The 18,071-nt window shown below is 46.9% G+C and carries 18 protein-coding genes; all 18 read left to right on the forward strand.

The annotated features are described in order from the left end of the window. The first annotated feature begins 7 nt into the window (after positions 1-7). The 18 genes from rbfA to ALO_RS13695 all read left to right on the forward strand — a co-directional run bounded on the left by rbfA (position 8) and on the right by ALO_RS13695 (position 18,055). A complete protein-coding gene (gene rbfA, locus ALO_RS13615; protein ID WP_004573440.1) occupies positions 8-376 on the forward strand; it encodes a 30S ribosome-binding factor RbfA in 369 nt (122 codons plus the stop codon). Next, positions 366-1,319, forward strand: coding sequence for a DHH family phosphoesterase (locus ALO_RS13620; protein WP_004573441.1), 954 nt, complete (start codon positions 366-368; stop codon positions 1,317-1,319). Before rbfA ends, ALO_RS13620 begins: the two co-directional genes overlap by 11 nt. Positions 1,320-1,323: 4 nt before the next feature. Then, positions 1,324-2,211 (forward strand): tRNA pseudouridine(55) synthase TruB, encoded by an 888-nt coding sequence (truB, locus tag ALO_RS13625; RefSeq protein ID WP_004573442.1) that lies wholly within the window; start codon positions 1,324-1,326, stop codon positions 2,209-2,211. A 69-nt stretch (positions 2,212-2,280) separates the two neighbouring features. Beyond that, on the forward strand, positions 2,281-3,219 hold the full coding sequence (locus tag ALO_RS13630; protein ID WP_004573443.1) for a bifunctional riboflavin kinase/FAD synthetase: 939 nt from the start codon (positions 2,281-2,283) through the stop codon (positions 3,217-3,219). Positions 3,220-3,366: 147 nt separating this feature from the next. Then, positions 3,367-3,633, forward strand: coding sequence for a 30S ribosomal protein S15 (rpsO, locus tag ALO_RS13635; RefSeq protein WP_004573444.1), 267 nt, complete (start codon positions 3,367-3,369; stop codon positions 3,631-3,633). Positions 3,634-3,811: 178 nt separating this feature from the next. Continuing rightward, entirely contained in the window at positions 3,812-5,902 is a 2,091-nt protein-coding gene (locus ALO_RS13640) for a polyribonucleotide nucleotidyltransferase (RefSeq protein ID WP_004573445.1), read from the forward strand. 127 nt (positions 5,903-6,029) lie between these two features. Further along, positions 6,030-6,161: a hypothetical protein gene (locus tag ALO_RS23540; protein WP_004573446.1), complete on the forward strand. Its 132-nt coding sequence runs from the start codon at positions 6,030-6,032 to the stop codon at positions 6,159-6,161. An 8-nt stretch (positions 6,162-6,169) separates the two neighbouring features. After that, entirely contained in the window at positions 6,170-7,495 is a 1,326-nt protein-coding gene (locus ALO_RS13645; RefSeq protein ID WP_004573447.1) for a sensor histidine kinase, read from the forward strand. Positions 7,496-7,518: 23 nt separating this feature from the next. Beyond that, positions 7,519-8,193: an accessory gene regulator ArgB-like protein gene (locus ALO_RS20970; RefSeq protein ID WP_004573448.1), complete on the forward strand. Its 675-nt coding sequence runs from the start codon at positions 7,519-7,521 to the stop codon at positions 8,191-8,193. A gap of 235 nt (positions 8,194-8,428) precedes the next feature. Continuing rightward, positions 8,429-9,211 carry a LytR/AlgR family response regulator transcription factor gene (locus ALO_RS13655; RefSeq protein ID WP_004573449.1) on the forward strand — a complete coding sequence of 261 codons (783 nt, stop codon included), beginning with the start codon at positions 8,429-8,431 and terminating at the stop codon, positions 9,209-9,211. Between the two features lie 203 nt (positions 9,212-9,414). Then, positions 9,415-10,140, forward strand: a complete 726-nt coding sequence (locus ALO_RS13660; RefSeq protein ID WP_004573450.1) for a polysaccharide deacetylase family protein — start codon at positions 9,415-9,417, stop codon at positions 10,138-10,140. A gap of 207 nt (positions 10,141-10,347) precedes the next feature. After that, on the forward strand, positions 10,348-11,163 hold the full coding sequence (locus ALO_RS13665) for an N-acetylmuramoyl-L-alanine amidase family protein (RefSeq protein WP_004573451.1): 816 nt from the start codon (positions 10,348-10,350) through the stop codon (positions 11,161-11,163). A gap of 157 nt (positions 11,164-11,320) precedes the next feature. Beyond that, positions 11,321-12,574 (forward strand): M16 family metallopeptidase, encoded by a 1,254-nt coding sequence (locus ALO_RS13670; RefSeq protein WP_004573452.1) that lies wholly within the window; start codon positions 11,321-11,323, stop codon positions 12,572-12,574. Further along, positions 12,571-13,050, forward strand: coding sequence for a dCTP deaminase/dUTPase family protein (locus ALO_RS13675; RefSeq protein ID WP_004573454.1), 480 nt, complete (start codon positions 12,571-12,573; stop codon positions 13,048-13,050). The genes ALO_RS13670 and ALO_RS13675 overlap by 4 nt, the downstream gene beginning before the upstream one ends. A gap of 165 nt (positions 13,051-13,215) precedes the next feature. After that, a complete protein-coding gene (nrdR, locus tag ALO_RS13680) occupies positions 13,216-13,674 on the forward strand; it encodes a transcriptional regulator NrdR (protein WP_004573455.1) in 459 nt (152 codons plus the stop codon). A gap of 30 nt (positions 13,675-13,704) precedes the next feature. Next, a complete protein-coding gene (gene nrdD / locus ALO_RS13685; protein WP_004573456.1) occupies positions 13,705-15,684 on the forward strand; it encodes an anaerobic ribonucleoside-triphosphate reductase in 1,980 nt (659 codons plus the stop codon). 20 nt (positions 15,685-15,704) lie between these two features. Continuing rightward, positions 15,705-16,241, forward strand: coding sequence for an anaerobic ribonucleoside-triphosphate reductase activating protein (nrdG, locus tag ALO_RS13690; protein ID WP_004573457.1), 537 nt, complete (start codon positions 15,705-15,707; stop codon positions 16,239-16,241). A 71-nt stretch (positions 16,242-16,312) separates the two neighbouring features. Further along, entirely contained in the window at positions 16,313-18,055 is a 1,743-nt protein-coding gene (locus ALO_RS13695; protein WP_040293496.1) for a TIGR03960 family B12-binding radical SAM protein, read from the forward strand. Positions 18,056-18,071 lie beyond the last annotated feature (16 nt).

Below are 18,071 nucleotides of genomic sequence, written 5' to 3' on the forward strand. Positions count from 1 at the left end.
TTGGATCATGGGACAGCTGCGTATCGAAAAAGTCCAGGAGTTTATTAAACAAGAAATCAGTAATATGATATTAACTGAGTTGAAAGATCCCCGGATTGGATTTGTTACCGTTACCCGGGTAGAAGCCACCGGAGATCTGCATCAAGCCAAAGTTTTTGTCAGTGTGATGGGCAGCGATGAGAGTAAAGCCCAAAGTTTAAAAGGATTGCAAAGCGCTTTGGGTTATTTGAGGACTGAGATCGGCAAACGGATCCAGTTACGAATTACGCCGGAACTCTCGTTTCATCTGGATGAAACTTTGGATCACAGCGTCAAGATACAGAAACTGCTGGATCAGATAAAACAGAACGAAGCGGGAAATGCTGATGAAAGTTAGTTTGGATCAGGCGCACAATCTTATACGATCGGCTGATCAAATCCTTATTACCGGTCATATTCATCCGGATGGAGACTGCCTGGGGTCCATGCTGGGCCTGTATCATCATCTAAAGGCGGCGGGAAAGAAAGCAACGCTGCTGTTAGATGATGATGTGCCAAGCGGGTTTCGGTTTTTGCCAAATTGGACCGATATAAAAAAACCGGCTCATCAGAACGAACAATATATCACGGATTTATTGATTGTATTGGATGCCAGCGATAAAGAAAGAATTGGCCGCGTGGGAGCCTGCGTCAGCGGGCCGGTTCTAAACCTGGATCACCATGTGTCCAATACTCAGTTTGCTGATTATTGGTATGTGGATACCAAGGCGGCCGCCACCGGTGAAATCATTGTGGATCTGATCCATGCCGCCGGCGAGCCGATTGATCCTGACTCTGCGCTGTGCTTATACACGGCTATTGCTACGGACTGCGGTTTTTTCCGTTATGCGAATACGACGCCAAAGGTTTTGCGGTATGCGGCGGATTTACTGGAGCAAAAGGTGAAGCCTGAGCTGGTGTCCGAATCCATTGAAACCAGCACCTTGGCTGATATCCAGTCACTTATCGCCGTATTAGGGACATTGGAACTGCAGCAAGAAGGTCGGGCCGCCCTGATTACGGTTGATTCTCATGCTTTGTCTCTGACCGAAAATACCGAAAGCTATATTAATTATCCCCGCAGTATTGCCGGGGTGGAAGTAGCTGTTATGCTGAAGGAAGTGGAAGCCGACTGCGTTCGGGTGAGTTTGAGGTCAAAGACCGCTGATGTCAGTAAAATTGCACTTTCCTTTGGTGGCGGCGGGCATATGAGAGCTGCCGGCTGCACCCTTAATACTACCTTGGACCAGGCAAAAAGCAGGATATTAGAGGCGATTGCCCGCGGACTGGCGGAGCGGTAAAGCGATGTTTCACGCATTGAATGTTCTCAAACCACCGGGGATGACCTCACATGATGTGGTGTCCTTTGTCCGGAGAGTATACCAAACAAAACAAGTAGGTCATGCCGGAACTTTGGACCCCGCTGCCGCCGGAGTCTTGCCGGTGCTGCTGGGACGGGCTACCCGGCTGGTTGAGTATTTTGCCGATTGCAGTAAAAGCTACCGGGTTGAACTTACTTTTGGCTATCAAACCGATACGGGTGACGATACCGGCGCAGTGATTAAGTCCCAAGACCCACCGAACCTGCGGTTCGATCAAATGGAACCTGTTTTGCGGCAGTTCTTAGGCACTCAGTTTCAGATACCACCGGTCTATTCCGCCATCAAGGTCGGCGGCAAGAAAATGTACGAACTGGCGCGTCAAGGGCTGGAGGTGCAGCCGGAACCACGACAAATTACCATTCAGGACATAAAACTGTTACGAGTTCAGGATAATACCATATTGTTTGACGTGGAATGCTCCAAGGGAACTTATATCCGTTCTTTATGTGTTGATATCGGACAGGCGGCGGGTTGTCCGGCAGTCATGTCTTTTCTGGTTCGGACCAGGGTCGGCGGATTTTTGTTGGATACCGCCGCAACCCTCGAGGAAATCCAGACTCATCCTGAGATTTGTTTAACATCGCCTGATTTATATTTGGAACATTTGCCTCGATTGACAATAGACCAGCCTCTTGCCGCCGGTTTTATAAACGGGCAGAAAATTTCGGCCCCGCCATCTAGGCCGGATACAGCAAACGACACAGGGGATTTTCTCCTGAGAATATACCATGGCAACCGATTCATTGGTATTGGAAAAGCGACAGCTCATGGCTTGATCGCGCCCCATAAGATTTTTCCCACTGATCGATGATAGGGGACAGACAAGGGAGAATTTTAGGGCGACGAATTTTGAGCGAAATTTTGGGAGAGTTGCAGTAGTATGAAGCTATTTACCCAAATCGAAAAGATAGATAAAAGCGTTTCGAATATCGCAATTGCTCTTGGCACCTTTGACGGAGTTCATGTGGGGCACCAGCGGATTATTGGCAAAACTGTCGCCTACGCCAAGAAACAACAGGGGACGAGCGCGGTCCTTACCTTTTCCAATCACCCCATGTCTATCATTGATCCCAGGCACAATCCCCTGCAGATTACTTCCATGCAGCAAAAGATTGATCTGATTGCCGAAATTGGAGTCGATTTGCTGTTTTTCGTTCCATTTACCGCAGAGCTTTTGAAATTTCAGCCCCGTCAATTCATCCAATTTCTCATGCAGCATATCAGACCTTCCCAGGTAGTGGTCGGTCCTAATTTTTCTTTTGGCTATCAGGGGAAAGGATCTCCGGATATGCTGCGAGTTTTCGGTCAGGAATTCGGTTTTGCGGTAGATGTGCATGAAGCGGTATTTTTGGAAGACAGGATGGTCAGCAGTACGGCGATCCGGCAGTTGATCCTGGAGGGGAACGTAGAGTTGGCCAGGAAACTTCTGGGAAGGCCTCTGCGTTTATCCGGTCCTGTGGTTTCGGGGCAGCAAAGAGGACGCTTACTTGGTTTTCCCACCGCTAACTTGAGTTTACCGGAAAGAACGGCTATCCCCCGTGACGGAGTGTATGCTGTCCGGGCCAATATTGGTGCGGATAGTTATCAGGGAGTGGCTAATATTGGGACCAACCCGACCTTTTCCGGACAGTGCCGCAGACTGGAGACTCATATTTTTGATTTTGCCCGGGACATTTATGGTGAAATGATTTCGGTGGATTTCCTCACCCGCATACGGGGAGAAGTGACTTTTGCCAATGCCGATCAGCTTCAGGCCCAAATATCCTCTGATATTGTTCAGGCCCGCCGTTATTTTGACCATGTTGATCAAACCGGATAGTTTACATCCATTATTTCATATGATACAATATCTATCGTAGATAACTGCGGCGTTTTACCAAAGCGGTTATAGAACCTTGGCGAGGATCATCGACTCTCCGACGATGATCTTGGCTAGAGGGGATACAGGAAAAAAGGAGGTGCCAGCATGTTAGCTCCCGAACAAAAACAACAATTAATTGAAAAGTATCGAATCCATGAGACCGATACCGGTTCGCCGGAAGTGCAGATTGCCATTCTTACCGAACGAATCAACTACCTGACCGGGCATTTGAAGGAACACAAAAAAGATCATCATTCCCGTCGCGGTTTGTTGAAGATGGTAGGTCAGCGCAGAGGTTTGCTGAATTATCTGCGCGACAGCGATATCGAACGTTACCGTTCGATCCTAGAAAAGCTGAATTTAAGAAAATAAACAAAAAGCGGGGTAATACCCGCTTTTTGTTTTAATGACTAAGACAGAAAAAAGTTCCACAAAGTGAATTTTTTCTTGTCACGGATTTTACGGTTTAGATAAAAATAAAAAGGGAATAATAAAAAATATGTCGAAGTTCTAAACTTTGGAAAAAAAGTGGCATAGAGGAGGAAACCGAATGCATAGTTTTCAAATGCAAATCGGTGGCAGGTTACTGGTCGTGGAATCAGGCAAACTTGCTAAACAGGCCAATGGGGCCGCCTTGGTTCGCTATGGTGATACCGCTGTGCTGGTTACGGCTACGGCATCGGCTGAACCCAGGGAAGGCATTGATTTTTTCCCATTGACTGTAGATTATGAAGAAAGACTGTATTCTGTAGGAAAGATTCCGGGCGGCTTTATCAAACGGGAAGGTCGTCCCAGTGAAGCGGCAATTTTAGCAGGACGGTTGATTGACCGCCCGATTCGACCCTTATTTTCCGAGGGATTCCGTAATGATGTGCAGATTGTTGCTACTGTACTGTCGGTAGATCAGGATAATCCGCCGGAAATTCCGGCTATGATCGGAGCATCCTGCGCTTTAAGTATTTCGGATATTCCTTTCCAGGGACCTATTGGCGGGGTGCGGGTTGGCAGAATTGCCGAACAGTTCGTTATTAATCCTACTGTCAAAGAGCAGGAAGAAAGTGAGTTAAACCTGGTAGTGGCGGGAACCAAGGATGCTGTTTTAATGGTAGAAGCCGGTGCCAATGAACTGTCGGAAGCAGTGATTTTGGAGGCCATTTCTTTTGGTCATGACGTAATTCGTCAGATTGTTGATTTCCAGGAGGCAATGGTCAAAGAAATCGGCTTGCCCAAAAAAGAACTGAAAGTGTATGAGCCGCAGGCTGACATTAATCAGGCGGTGCGTGAATATATTACCGAGAAAATGCGAGTTGCCGTCTTTAATTCAGACAAATTGACCCGGGAAGAAAATATAAAAGCCGTGAAAACTGATGGCGCTCAGCATTTTGCTGAGATTTACCCCGATAAAGGCAAAGATATTTCTTATGTCATGCAAAAAGTGCTGAAAGAAATTGTCCGCAAAATGATCACGGTCGATAAAATCAGACCGGATGGTCGTAAACTGGACGAAGTTCGCCCTATCAGCTGCGAAGTCGGCGTGCTAGCCAGAACTCACGGTTCAGGCCTGTTTACCCGGGGACAAACTCAAGTCCTTACCGTAACCACTTTAGGTGCTATCGGTGATGAACAGATCCTGGACGGGCTGGGTGTCGAGGAATCCAAGCGCTACATACATCACTATAATTTTCCTTCCTACAGCGTAGGTGAAACCCGGCCATCCCGCGGTCCCGGACGCAGGGAAATCGGCCATGGCGCTCTGGCGGAACGGGCTTTGGTGCCGGTGATTCCGCCTGAAAGCGAGTTCCCTTATACCATCCGTTTGGTATCGGAAGTTTTGGAATCCAACGGGTCCAGTTCCATGGGCAGCGTCTGCGGCAGCACTCTTTCCCTGATGGATGCCGGTGTACCAATCAAATCGCCGGTTTCAGGCGTGGCTATGGGATTGGTCAAAGACGGCGAATATTATACGATTCTCACCGATATCCAAGGCATGGAAGACGCTTTAGGCGACATGGACTTTAAAGTGGCCGGTACGACTAAAGGCGTTACCGCGATTCAAATGGATATAAAAATTGCCGGTTTAACCAAGGACATTTTGCAGTCCGCTCTGGAGCAGGCCAAGCAGGGACGGATGCATATTCTGAACACCATGCTGGCAGTAATCCAACAACCCCGGCCTGAGTTGTCGCCTTATGCCCCACGCATTATCACTATGTCCATTGACCCGGATAAAATTCGGGATGTCATCGGACCAGGCGGCAAAATCATTAAGAAAATTATCGACGAAACCGGCGTCAGCATCGACATTGAAGATGACGGCAAGGTATTTATCGCGGCTGTGGACATGGAAGCCGGACAGAAGGCCGTCCGGATTATCGAAAATCTGGTGAGAGAAGTGGAAGTAGGCGCTGCTTACCTTGGTAAAGTAACCCGCATTATGAACTTCGGGGCCTTTGCCGAGATTTTGCCCGGCAAGGAAGGTTTGATTCACATCTCGCAACTGGCCCGGGAACGGGTCAATAAAGTGGAAGATGTGGTTAAAATCGGCGATGAATTCATGGTTAAAGTCACCGAAATCGACCGACAGGGAAGAATTAACCTTTCCCGCAAAGAATTGCTGAAAGGTGAAAAGGCCGGCGAATAAAGCGCGAAAACATAAACCTGATGGTTTATGTTTTTTAACTATAATTAAGAAAGTATAAATTGGGGGCTATACCAAATGATGGGGTAGCCTTTTATTTTTTGAGTTCCTTTTTAGAGGAGATTACCGCATGGTTATAGAAAATAATGGGGAAAAACAAAAGAATAAAAGAAAAACAAAAGAAAAACCAAAAAAATCAAGTGAGAAGGTAGTCTTTGGTGGTATTAATAATATATTAAAAAATCATTTTTCAGGGAGTTGAGCAAGAAGTTGCCAGAGATTACTTTTACGATTATCCTTTTTTATTCATTTCCGGAAGCCATGGTCTTAGTGCTGCTGAGCCTCTCTCTGCTGGGGATTAGGCCGGGTTTTCGTAAAATTTTGCTAATCGGAGGAATCCAAGCCCTTTTTGATGTTTTATTATTCCTTGTTGTCGGCAAATTGATTGCTATTCCATTTGGTGTTCATACAGTGGCGCAAATTGCTGCCATGGCGATGATAATACGTCGCGTTATGCGGTTTCCGTATCAAGACAGCTGTCTGGCTGTTTTGTTCGGGTTTAGTATCTATCTTTGTATCGAAACCTTGATGTATCCCGCAATGATTTTTATAATAAAAGATTTCGTTCCCTCCGTTGTGAGTCCCGATAACTGGTGGCAACGTTTGCCCATGTTTATCATGCAACTGATGATTACTCTGCTAGTTGCTTTTTTGATCTACCGGTTCAATATCCGGTTCATGAGCGGTTGGAAAAGGAAAACTGGGAACAGTCTTTTTCTACTGGCTAGTTTGATGTTGGTCCAAAGTATATTGATGCTTTGGTTAGGTTTGCAATACTATATAGATGATAAGAATCATGCTAACTTTGGGATACCCATACATTTCTCTTTTGTCTTGATGAATACAGCTATACCGGTTATTACCTTGATGGTTATCAAACAATGTATGGAATTTATTCGTAATGAGGTTGAAACCCAGGCGCAGCTTGATAATTTACGTCATATAGAAGAATTATTGAATACGATGCGGGTGCAGCGTCATAATTTTACCCACGAACTGCAGGTGATCTACGGTTTACTGGAAGTCCAGGCATTTCAAGAGGCCCGGGACTATTTAAAAAAGAGCGTAAACGAAGTGGCCGCAACCTCTGAATTGGTTAGAACGGATAATCTGGGTGTTACCGCCCTGCTGCATACCAAGGCTGGCCTGGCGGAAGCCCGCAGCATTGACCTGCATATTACGGTGAAAACAAGTTTACGGCAATTGCCCCTGGAAGTGAGGGATGTTAACTTGATTTTGGGCAATCTCATCGACAATGCGATGGAGGCAGTGGCCCAACTGCCAGTGCCGGAAAGAAAGGTGGAGGTAATGATTGGGCAAGACCTCAGGGGATTTGTTGTGGAGGTGAACAATAGCGGTTCACCGATTTCTCCGGAAGTGAGCGCCAAAATATTTATGCCAGGATTTTCGACTAAAGGCGAAGGCCGGGGAATGGGACTCTATAGTGTCCAGACCCTTGTACACAAATACAATGGTGATATTCAGGCGGAGAGTGATGGCAACGGTACTTCTTTTCGGGTAGTTATTCCTGGCTGAATGAATAATTGGGGGGATAGGCAGTGGATATACTAAAGGATACTGCTGTATGCGTGGCGCGCTATCTGTCAGAGAAAACGGGCCTTGACAGCAAAGAGACGGACACAGTGCGGTTCGTGATGGAATATTTGCTGGGATTCTTTGTTAATCTGGGGGGGGTTATTGGAATTGCTTTAGCGTTAGGGACTGTACCCTATGTTTTGGCTGCCATGCTTACCGCCCTCCTTTTGCGGCTTGTTTCCGGCGGTTCTCACTGTTCAACCGCTCTTCGCTGCTTCGTGCTGGGAACGGTTGCTCTTGTAAGCATTGGACAGTTAGCGGCGCTGCTTGGGAGGCAGGCACCGCCGGCTTTGTTGGCTGCCTTGATGATTTTCTCAGTTGCCGCCGGATTTTATGCGGTAAATAAGTGGGCGCCTGGCGATACACCGGCGAAGCCGATTGTTTCAGCAAAGAAAAGAGAAAAATATAAAAGGTTTTCGTTTCTGTTTATTATTGCTTGGGCGGCCGCAGTGAGTTTAGGATTGATCTTCAGCGGGCGGAACACACCCTTGGCTGCTGCTCTAATCGCAGCAAGCATCGGGGGATTCTGGTGGCAAATTTTTAGCATTACCCCCGCCGGTTATCGTTTTGCCGCTGCTATGGAGCGGGTGTTTGACAGCTGCTGCATTACTTTTCGGACAAAGAAACAGCAAATGTAGACATGGCTACCGATTTTTTAGACAAGGTTACTTGCGTTATAAAAATAACACCCATTATAATTATAGTATAGTAATTTTATTAAAAAGGCGGGATGGATATGGTACAGAATTTTAAAAGAAAATGGCTGTATTATGTGACTCGATGCATGCTTGCGGTAGCGCCTATGTTGTTTCTGCCAGCTTGTGCCACAACTAGTTATCAACCCCAGGTACCGGAACACTTACGAGACCATGAGTGAGAGCTGAAAAAAAGGTATTTTTTCAAATGCTGAAGGTCATTATCGCCGAAGATGACGTCTCCATGCGGGTGGTTTTAAAACGTGCCCTGGAAGAGATCCCTGAGTTAACCGTCATCGGAGAGGCGGAAAATGGACGCCAGCTTGTTGCGATGGTAGAAACAATGGAGCCGGATGCCGTGTTTTTGGATATTGATATGCCGGCATTGAACGGCATCGAAGCGTCCCAGGAAATCTTCGATATCGACTCGAAAATTTTTCTCGTCTTTGCGACTGATTTTAGTTGTTCTATGCAGGAGGCTTTTGAAGTCTACGCCTTCGACTATCTGGTGAAGCCCTTTGATTTGGAGCGGATTCGACAAACGACAAACCGAATTAAAGAATTGAAAAAAGAGCGAGAACAAGTTGTGGCTTTACAACGAGAAGTAACGCCGCATCGAAAGGAAAACCCTAAACTTATAGCTTCATCCAATGAGAAGAGCGTCTTTATCAGTATTCAGGATATTATCTTCATTACACGCAACGAGCGTAAGACGACGATTCATATCGCCGGGAGCAGTCCTGTTCAAACCTGTGAGTCACTGCAAAGTTTGGAAAAACGGTTGAATAAATACCGCTTCTTCCGCTGTCACAAAAGCTTTATTATTAACCCGGACATGGTGATGGAGCTTTCGCCCTGGGGCAATAAAACCTACTTGGTTAAGTTGGTCAATACAAAAGAAACGGCACTGATGACCCTGGAGCATGTCAAGGAGTTTCATAAGCAATATTGTTTGGTATAACGAATCCGTCTTTGCAGATCCTCTCTTGGTGGATAACCGCTGTTTATCCGCCAGGAGATTTTTTGTTTTTCTCCTTGCCTCATTTAGCGAGTTCCTTGCTAAATGAGTGTTCACCGAATTTTGGCGCTGTGATTCATGAATCGGTCACTTTTTGAATAGTATTGAATAGCAAGTTTTTGATGCAAATCGAGGTGACTTTTTTAATGCGTTTTTGGGTCGTCACCGTTCGTTCCTGGTATTTGGTCTTTGTATCCGCCGTTTTTGTGGTCCTGGCTGTTGTATCGGACATAAATCCGACCGCTGATTCATTGATCGTCCGGACGCAGCAAGAAAAAAAAATAAGCCCCATTTTTCAGGGCAATGCTGTCAAGCCCAACGTTGCTTTAGCCTGCAACGTATTTTGGGGAGAAGATCTATTGCCGGACATGCTGCGTGTTCTGAATGAGAAAAAGGTAAAAGTGACATTTTTTATCGGCGGCAGTTGGGCTAAACGCAATCCGGATTCTCTTAGGGAACTGGCTCAAAATGGGCATGAAATCGCCAATCACAGCTATAGTCATCCCCACCCCAACAAATTGTCCAAAGAGCAAAATCAGCAGGAAATCGCCCGTACCGAAGAGCTGGTTAAAGAATTGACCGGCAAGAAGACGACATTGTATGCGCCGCCATACGGCGAATACAATGACACGGTTTTAGCGGCAGCCGATGAATTAGGATACAAAACCATTATGTGGACCATTGATACCGTCGACTGGAAGAGGCCGGCGCCGGCCACGATCATTCAGCGAGTCACAAGTAAATTGCAAAATGGCGCCATTATTTTAATGCATCCTACCGAACCTACTCAAAAAGCGTTAGGGCAGTTAATCGATGAAATCAGGAAAAAGGGGTATGAAGTAGTCACAATTTCTGAAATCATAATCCCTTAAGGGCTTAATATAGCTGAGTTTTTAACAGCAGGAGAATTTTCCTGCTGTTTTTTATTGTTATTTATGTTAATATTGTTTACATAATGTCATTATTGTGCTACTCGGTGCGTGAGGAGAAATAGACTGTGCTGCCTGGAACTATCGTCCACAATGGCGGATTTTATGGCGGTTCAGTGAAAAATTTGGATCACCATACAGGAGGTTACTATGAAAAATACAAAAAGAATAACATGGCTTCTCTTGTTGTTTATGATCTGCAACGTAATGATTGCTCTTCCGGGGGCTTACGCCGCCGGCGCCGCATCGGATAGTAGCGTCAAAGCAGGGAAACCTAATGTTATCGAGAGGGTACTTCAGTTTTTTTACAATCTAATATTGGGCCCCATATTCAATAATGATAAAAAAGATGACCGCAGTGCTACTCTTCCAAGTAAGACAAGGCCTGGCACCAGTTCTTCGCTGAAAGGAAAAACCATTGTAGTCGACCCAGGCCATGGAGGAAGCAATCCGGGGGCGGTGGACAATAACGTAGAAGAAGCGGATGTTAACCTGGCTGTAGCTGCTATGTTGCGCAACAAATTGGCGGCCTCCGGCGCCAATGTGGTCATGACCCGGACCAGCGACCGGTCAGTTGCCGCCAACGGCAGTTCTCTGGGCAAGGAATTGCAAGCCAGATTGGATATTACCAACAAAAATAAAGCCGACATCTTCGTCAGTCTCCATTCTAACTCGAACCCTGATAAGAAAATCGCCGGCGCTATGACATTTTACCCCAAAGGCCGTTCTTCCCAGCTGGCTTCTGCTATCCAAAAAGAACTGATTGCCGAGACAGACGCCGTTGACAAAGGAATTTCAGCCGGCACCTTTTATGTACTGCGCAACAATGCCGTGCCGAGCGTCTTAGTTGAAATGGGCTTTGTAACTAACGCGGCGGAAGCAGCGAAACTTAAGACTCCTTCCTACCAGCAGCGTCTGGCGGAGGGAGTGTATCAGGGGATTATAAGATACTTCAAGAACGCGTAAATCCAAATTGATCGCAAACCCGGAGGCTTACTCCGGGTTTGCTTCATATCCTGAAAATTAACAGCGGTATTGAAATCTAATTTTTTATAAGCAGGATTTTCACGTTGAGAATACAATTTGTATATAGGGATCAATAAGAAGAGGCAAGGAGTAGTGTATGTATCATAAATCTGTATTATCGAATGGCATCCGGGTCATATCAGAAGCTATGCCGCACCTTAAATCCGTAAGTTTTGGCGTTTGGGTAAAAACAGGTTCCCGGAATGAGCAGGACCACAATCATGGCGTTTCGCATTTTATCGAGCATCTGATGTTTAAAGGTACAGAATCCCGCTCGGCGAAAGACATCGCCGAAACGGTGGACGCGGTGGGCGGACAGATGAACGCCTATACCGGCAAAGAACATACCTGCTACTATATGAAAGTATTGGATACTCACCTGGATTTAGCAGTTGAAATCATCAGCGACATGTTGCGGCATTCTAAATTTGCGCCTGAAGACATTGACAAAGAAAGAGGAGTTGTCCTCGAAGAATATAATATGTATGAGGATTCTCCTGATGAACTGGTACATGACATCCACTATGCGAACGTTTGGGCCGATCATTCCCTGGGACGGAATATTTTAGGCTCGGTTGAATCGATTCATCGGTTTAGCCGGGACATGATTTGCGATTACACCCGGAATTTTTATGTCCCGGAACGGATGGTGATCGCTGCCGCCGGGAATCTGCAGCACGAGAAGCTGGTCCAATTAGCGGAGAAGTATTTCGGACAGATAAAGCCAGGCCGGCAGGAAAAACCGCAAATCGTCCCGCCCATTTTTCTTCCCGGCAAATCGGTTCAGAGCAAGGATACTGAGCAGGCGCATATCTGCGTTGGTTCAATCGGAGTGCAACAGAGCGCGGATGATTTATATGCGGTCCATATTTTGAATAATATTCTGGGCGGCAGCATGAGTTCCAGGCTGTTCCAATCCATCCGCGAAGAACGGGGTTTGGCTTATTCCGTTTACTCTTACCAGACCAATTACAGCGATGCCGGACTGTTGACAGTGTATGCCGGAACTCGTCCGGACAATACAAAACAGGTTGTTGACCTGATTTTGCAAAATCTCGCTCAGATTAAAGATACTGGAGTTTCGGCGGCAGAGCTTGCCAAAGCCAGGGAACAGCTGAAAGGAAATCTGTTTTTAGGCCTGGAAAGCTCCAGCAGCCGGATGTCACGCCTGGGTACAACAGAGGTTACAATTAGCAAATATGTGACACTGGACGAAGTGATAGAGAAGATCAATAAAGTTTCGCTGGATGATATCAAAGCCGTATGCGGCAAGCTGTTTACGCCCCAGACTATGTCCTGCACGATCCTGGGGCCGCTGGACGCAACCTTTATGGAGGAGATCGCGCTGTGACACCAGTGAGAGGATTTGAAATAGTATCCGGTTTTCGGGATCTGGCGTCTGGGATTCATCTGCCTGAGAGGAAAACTCAATTCAGTGCTGGTTATGATATTTTCTCCGTCGAAGATGTGTGTTTGGAACCGGCAAAAGTAACCTTGATTGCCACCGGATTAAAGGCGTATATGCCGGGCGATGAATTCCTCGGCATTTATATTCGGTCCGGTATGGCTGTCAAACACCAGCTTTGTTTAGTCAACAGCGTGGGTATTATTGACGCCGATTATTATAACAATCCTGACAACGAAGGGCATATTCTGGTGGCTGTCCTGAATTTAGGGCCAGAGAAATTTATTTTGCCCAAAGGCACGAGATTCGCCCAAGGTATTTTTCAAAAATATTTTTGCTGTGACTATGAGAATGATGCTAATGGCGACGCACCCCATGCCAAACGCATGGGAGGAATCGGTAGTACCGGCACAATCGGTTAAGGGTAAAATTATATCAAATATGAAAAATCAACAGCGATTGGTGGCGATTGCTGTTGATTTTTCTTGCTAAAAAAATCGTATTTACAGCAGGGAATCATACAATATATGGCGTATAATTAAAATTTATAACACTATATACAGTACATAGCGAATGGGGGTTATCCGGTGCGTTGTCCTTATTGCCATTTTGCTGAGAGTAAAGTTGTAGATTCCCGCGCGGCTAATGAAGGTAATTCTATTCGCAGAAGGCGGGAATGCATTCAGTGTGCCCGGCGTTTTACCACCTATGAAGTGGTGGAGGAAATCCCGCTTATGGTAATTAAAAAGGACGGACGCCGGGAATTATTTGACCGGGCAAAATTACTGAATGGCTTATTAAAATCCTGCGAAAAGAGGCCAGTGCCAATGAGCACGCTGGAATCCCTGGCTGATACGATTGAAAAAGATATGCGTAATACCATGGAACACGAAATCAGCACACGAAAAATCGGAGAATTGGTGATGGAGCGGTTAAAAGAGGTGGATCAGGTGGCTTATGTCCGTTTTGCCTCAGTATACCGTCAATTTGCCGATATCAACAATTTCATGCAGGAGCTGGAGACTCTCATGAAGGCCTCAAAATAAAAGAGCGGTTTAGGAGACGGAGGAATAAAAATGTTTATGAAAATCAAAAAAAGAGACGGCAGAGAGGCTCCCTTCGATGAGGCAAAAATCACCGAGGCGATTTTTAAAGCTGCCAGGGCTGTGGGCGGCGCCGATAAACAGATGGCCATGGAATTGACCATCGAAGTCTTGCGGCAGCTGAAACAGAGATACAATGGCAATATGTTTAGCGTGGAAGACGTTCAGGATACTGTGGAAACGGTTTTAATCGAAAGAGGTCATGCAAAAACCGCAAAAGCCTATATCTTGTATCGTGATCAACGCACCCGCATGAGGGAGGCTAAATCAGGGCTGATGGATGCTGTTGCCGAAATCCTGGTGGAAACCAATCGGGAAAATGCCAATGTTTCCAACTCTCCTTCGGCCAAAATGCTGCAGATTGCCAGTGCAGCCAGTAAGGCTTATTATCTGAATCGTTTAATCCCCGAACATATTGCCATGGCTCATAAACGGGGTGATCTGCACATTCATGACCTGGATTTTTACGGCAAGACTCTGACCTGTGTGCAAATTCCTCTTGGTCGCCTCTTGCAGGAAGGCTTTAATAACGGACACGGCTACATCCGTCCGCCCAAACGGCCGGCTTCGGCTACGGCACTGGCTGCTATCATTTTGCAAAGTTCCCAGAACGATATGCATGGCGGTCAATCTTTTGCCTTTTTTGATCGGGATATGGCGCCTTTTGTGAAAAACGCCAGTGAGGATGAAACCTACCAGGCTATGGAGGCCCTCATCTACAATCTAAACAGTATGCATTCCCGGGCCGGCGCTCAGGTCCCATTCTCCAGTCTTAACCTGGGTAACGATATATCTCCGGAAGGAAGAATGGTAACCAAACATCTGCTGCTGGCATATGAAAAAGGGTTGGGCCGGGGGGAAAACCCCATATTCCCCAATATCATTTTCCGGCTCAAAGACGGAATCAATTTAAACCCCGGCGATCCGAACTATGATTTGTTTATGCTGGCGATTCGGGTAGCGTCTCAACGTCTGAATCCCACCTTTAGTTTCATGGATTCTTCTTTTAACAAGGCTTATGGCGATCAGGTCAGCTATATGGGATGCCGTACCCGGGTTATCGCCAACCGGCGCGGCGAGGCTGTGACTGACGGGCGCGGCAACTTGAGCTTTACCACCATGAATTTGCCCCGGCTGGCGATTAAAGCCGAACGGAATCTAATGCGATTTTATCAAAGCGTGTCAGAAATGATCGATTTGGCCTGTGAGCAGCTGTATCACCGCTATCAGGTGCAGGCCCGCCTGCTGGTCAAAGATATGCCGTTTTTAATGGGGCAGCATCTGTACTTGAATTCCGAACATCTGGAGCCGAATCAAACAATTGAAGAAGCCATCAAAAACGGCACACTATCGGTAGGCTTTATCGGTTTGGCGGAAACTCTGGTTGCTTTGACCGGCGCTCATCACGGGGAAAGTGATGAATCTCAGGCTTTGGGTGAAGAGATCGTTGCCTTTATGCGTAATAAAGTGGACAAGGCTGCCGAAAAATATGATTTAAACTATACCCTGCTGGCTACGCCGGCGGAAGGATTATCCGGACGGTTTGTAAAAATAGACCGGAAAGAATATGGAATTATTCCCGGGGTGACTGATAAAGATTATTACACCAATTCATTCCATATTCCGGTTCATTATCCGATTAGTATCTTTGAAAAAATCAGGCGGGAAGGGATTTATCACAAATATACCAATGCCGGGCATATCAGTTATGTGGAGTTTGCTTCTCCGCCGGTGAATAATCTGAGTGCAGTGGAAGATATTATCCGACATATGAAAAACTGTGATGTGGGTTACGCCGGTATTAACTTTCCCATTGATTTCTGTGAGAAATGCGGTTATATGGGGGTTATTGACTCTGAATCCTGTCCGGGATGCGGGACCTCTTTCCAGAGGGAATTTCAGCGGACGTCCGAGTCGGGTGAAACAGCCTGCAGGCAGGTGCTGCGCGATTGATTTGCCAAGAGGGGTTGTTTATGGAACTTCAGATTGCCGGCGTCACCAAAGAAAGTGTGGTTGACGGGCCTGGATTACGGTTTGTTATTTTTACGCAAGGGTGCCCTCACCGCTGCCCGGGGTGCCATAATCCCGAAACCCATGATCCCCGGGGCGGGAAAAGGGTGGATGTTACTTCTGTTTTGCAGATGATCGAACAGACTAAACTCCTGCGCGGGATTACTTTTTCCGGCGGCGAACCCTTCATGCAGCCCAAACCTCTTTACTCCATTGCCAGGGAAGTGAAAAGCAACAGGCTGAAGCTGGATGTGGTAACGTATACCGGATACAAATTCGAGGAATTACTAACCATGGCCCGAAGTTCTGAGGATGTGCAGCTTTTGTTGACGGCAACCGATATTTTGATCGACGGGCCTTTCCAGCGGGGAGAACGCAATCTAAGCCTGGCTTTCCGCGGCTCGAACAATCAGCGTTTAATTAATGTATCTCGTTCGCTGGCCGAAAAAGAGATTGTACTGTGGGATGAAGCGACCATCAAGCGATTTTATATGCAGTGATTTTGAGGAAACAGCTCGCTTATCCTGAGGAGCTGTTTCCTGCTTTGAAAGCGGGGAAAGCGGAGGAAGCTATGACGTGGGAATTGAAGAAACGGCTGCAGCAGACATTGTCTGCTGAACGGGGAGCACGCGTATTTGCCGCCGGAGCAAGACAAGCCTTTGCGCTTGCTTATCCCAATACATATCATGTTGGTATGTCCAATTTAGGATTTCATATTATTTATCAGCAAATTAATCAGCGAGGCGATACCGGCTGTGAAAGATTCTTTTTGCCTGATCCAAAAGAGCGACTCGAATATATCCGGACGAACACGCCGCTGCTGAGCCTGGAGACCCAAAGGCCGCTGGCCTCGTTTCCCCTCATCGGATTTGCCGTCACCTTTGAAATGGATTATTTTCATTTGCTGGATATATTGTCTCTGGGGCGCATTCCCTTGCTGACCAGCGAGAGGGATGACGCCGATCCCGTGGTGATTGCCGGAGGGCCCTGCGCCACGTTTAATCCGGAACCTATCGCCGATTTCGTCGATGTATGCATCATCGGCGAGGGGGAAGAAGTCATCCATGAAGTGTTGGATGCCTATTATGAAGCACGTCAGGCGGGGCTATCGCGCTGTGAGATATTGCGGAAACTGGCTCTCATAGCAGGGGTATATGTGCCATCTTTGTATAAACCGGTTTATGATCAGGCGAACGAGACTCACTTGATTGGATATCAGGTGGAGGACCAGATTCCTTCGACTGTTCACCGGCGCTGGATCAAAAATTTGGATGATTATCCGGCTGAGACGGTGATTTTTACTCCCCATACTGAATTCGGGGACATGTTTCTGGTGGAAGTAGCCAGGGGCTGTGGCCGGCATTGCCGTTTTTGCATGGCAGGCTATTGTTTCCGCAATCCCAGGGTCAGGCAATTGGAAAAGATCAAAGCGTCAGTGATGAAAGCCCGGGATTTTACCGGCAAGGTAGGACTGATGGGCGCTGCTATTTCCGATTATCCCGATATCGACCTTCTGTGCGAATTTATCATGAAGCAGGATATATCCATGTCGGTAGCCTCTTTGCGGGCGGATTCTTTAAGTGAGATCTTGACTAAGGCCCTGGCCCAAAGCGGCCACCGTTTGATTACCCTGGCGCCGGAGGCTGGCAGCGAACGCATGCGTCAGGTGATTAACAAAGGAATCAGCGACCGGGATTTGTACCAGGCAGTGCGCACAGCTATTGGCAACGGTGTCATCCATGTGAAGCTATATATCATGATCGGGCTGCCTTTTGAGTCGGACTCGGATATCCAGGCCATTATCATCATGGCCCGCAATATAAAAGCCTTGATGTTGCAATTGGGAAGTAAAGGCAAGTTGACCTTGAGCATCAATCCGTTTATTCCCAAGCCTTTTACCCCGTTTCAATGGATGCCTATGTGCGCCCGGAATGGAATTATCGATAAACTTGCCCTGATCCAGCAGGCATTGAAAAATGAAAAAGGGATTCTGATACAGGTTGAAGCCCCCAAGGAAGCCTATATCCAAGCTGCCTTGGCCCGCGGTGACCGCAGGCTTTCCCGGGTTTTGCTTTCGGCTTATCGCCAGGGAGGGCCAAAGGCCTGGAAAAAGGCCTTGCAAGAACATGCCGTGGATGAAGCCTTTTATTTGTACCGTGAGCGGGATACTAATGAGGTTTTGCCTTGGAGTCATTTGCATATGGGGCTTGAACCCGAATACTTGCATCAGGAGCTGGAAAGGGCGAAAAACGAGCAGTATACTGTGCCTTGTTTTCCAGGTTGTCAACGCTGCGGCGTGTGCAACGGCCGTTAAAAAAATGAAGGATGCC

It is taken from the genome of Acetonema longum DSM 6540 (assembly GCF_000219125.1).
Lineage (GTDB): Bacteria > Bacillota > Negativicutes > Sporomusales > Acetonemataceae > Acetonema > Acetonema longum.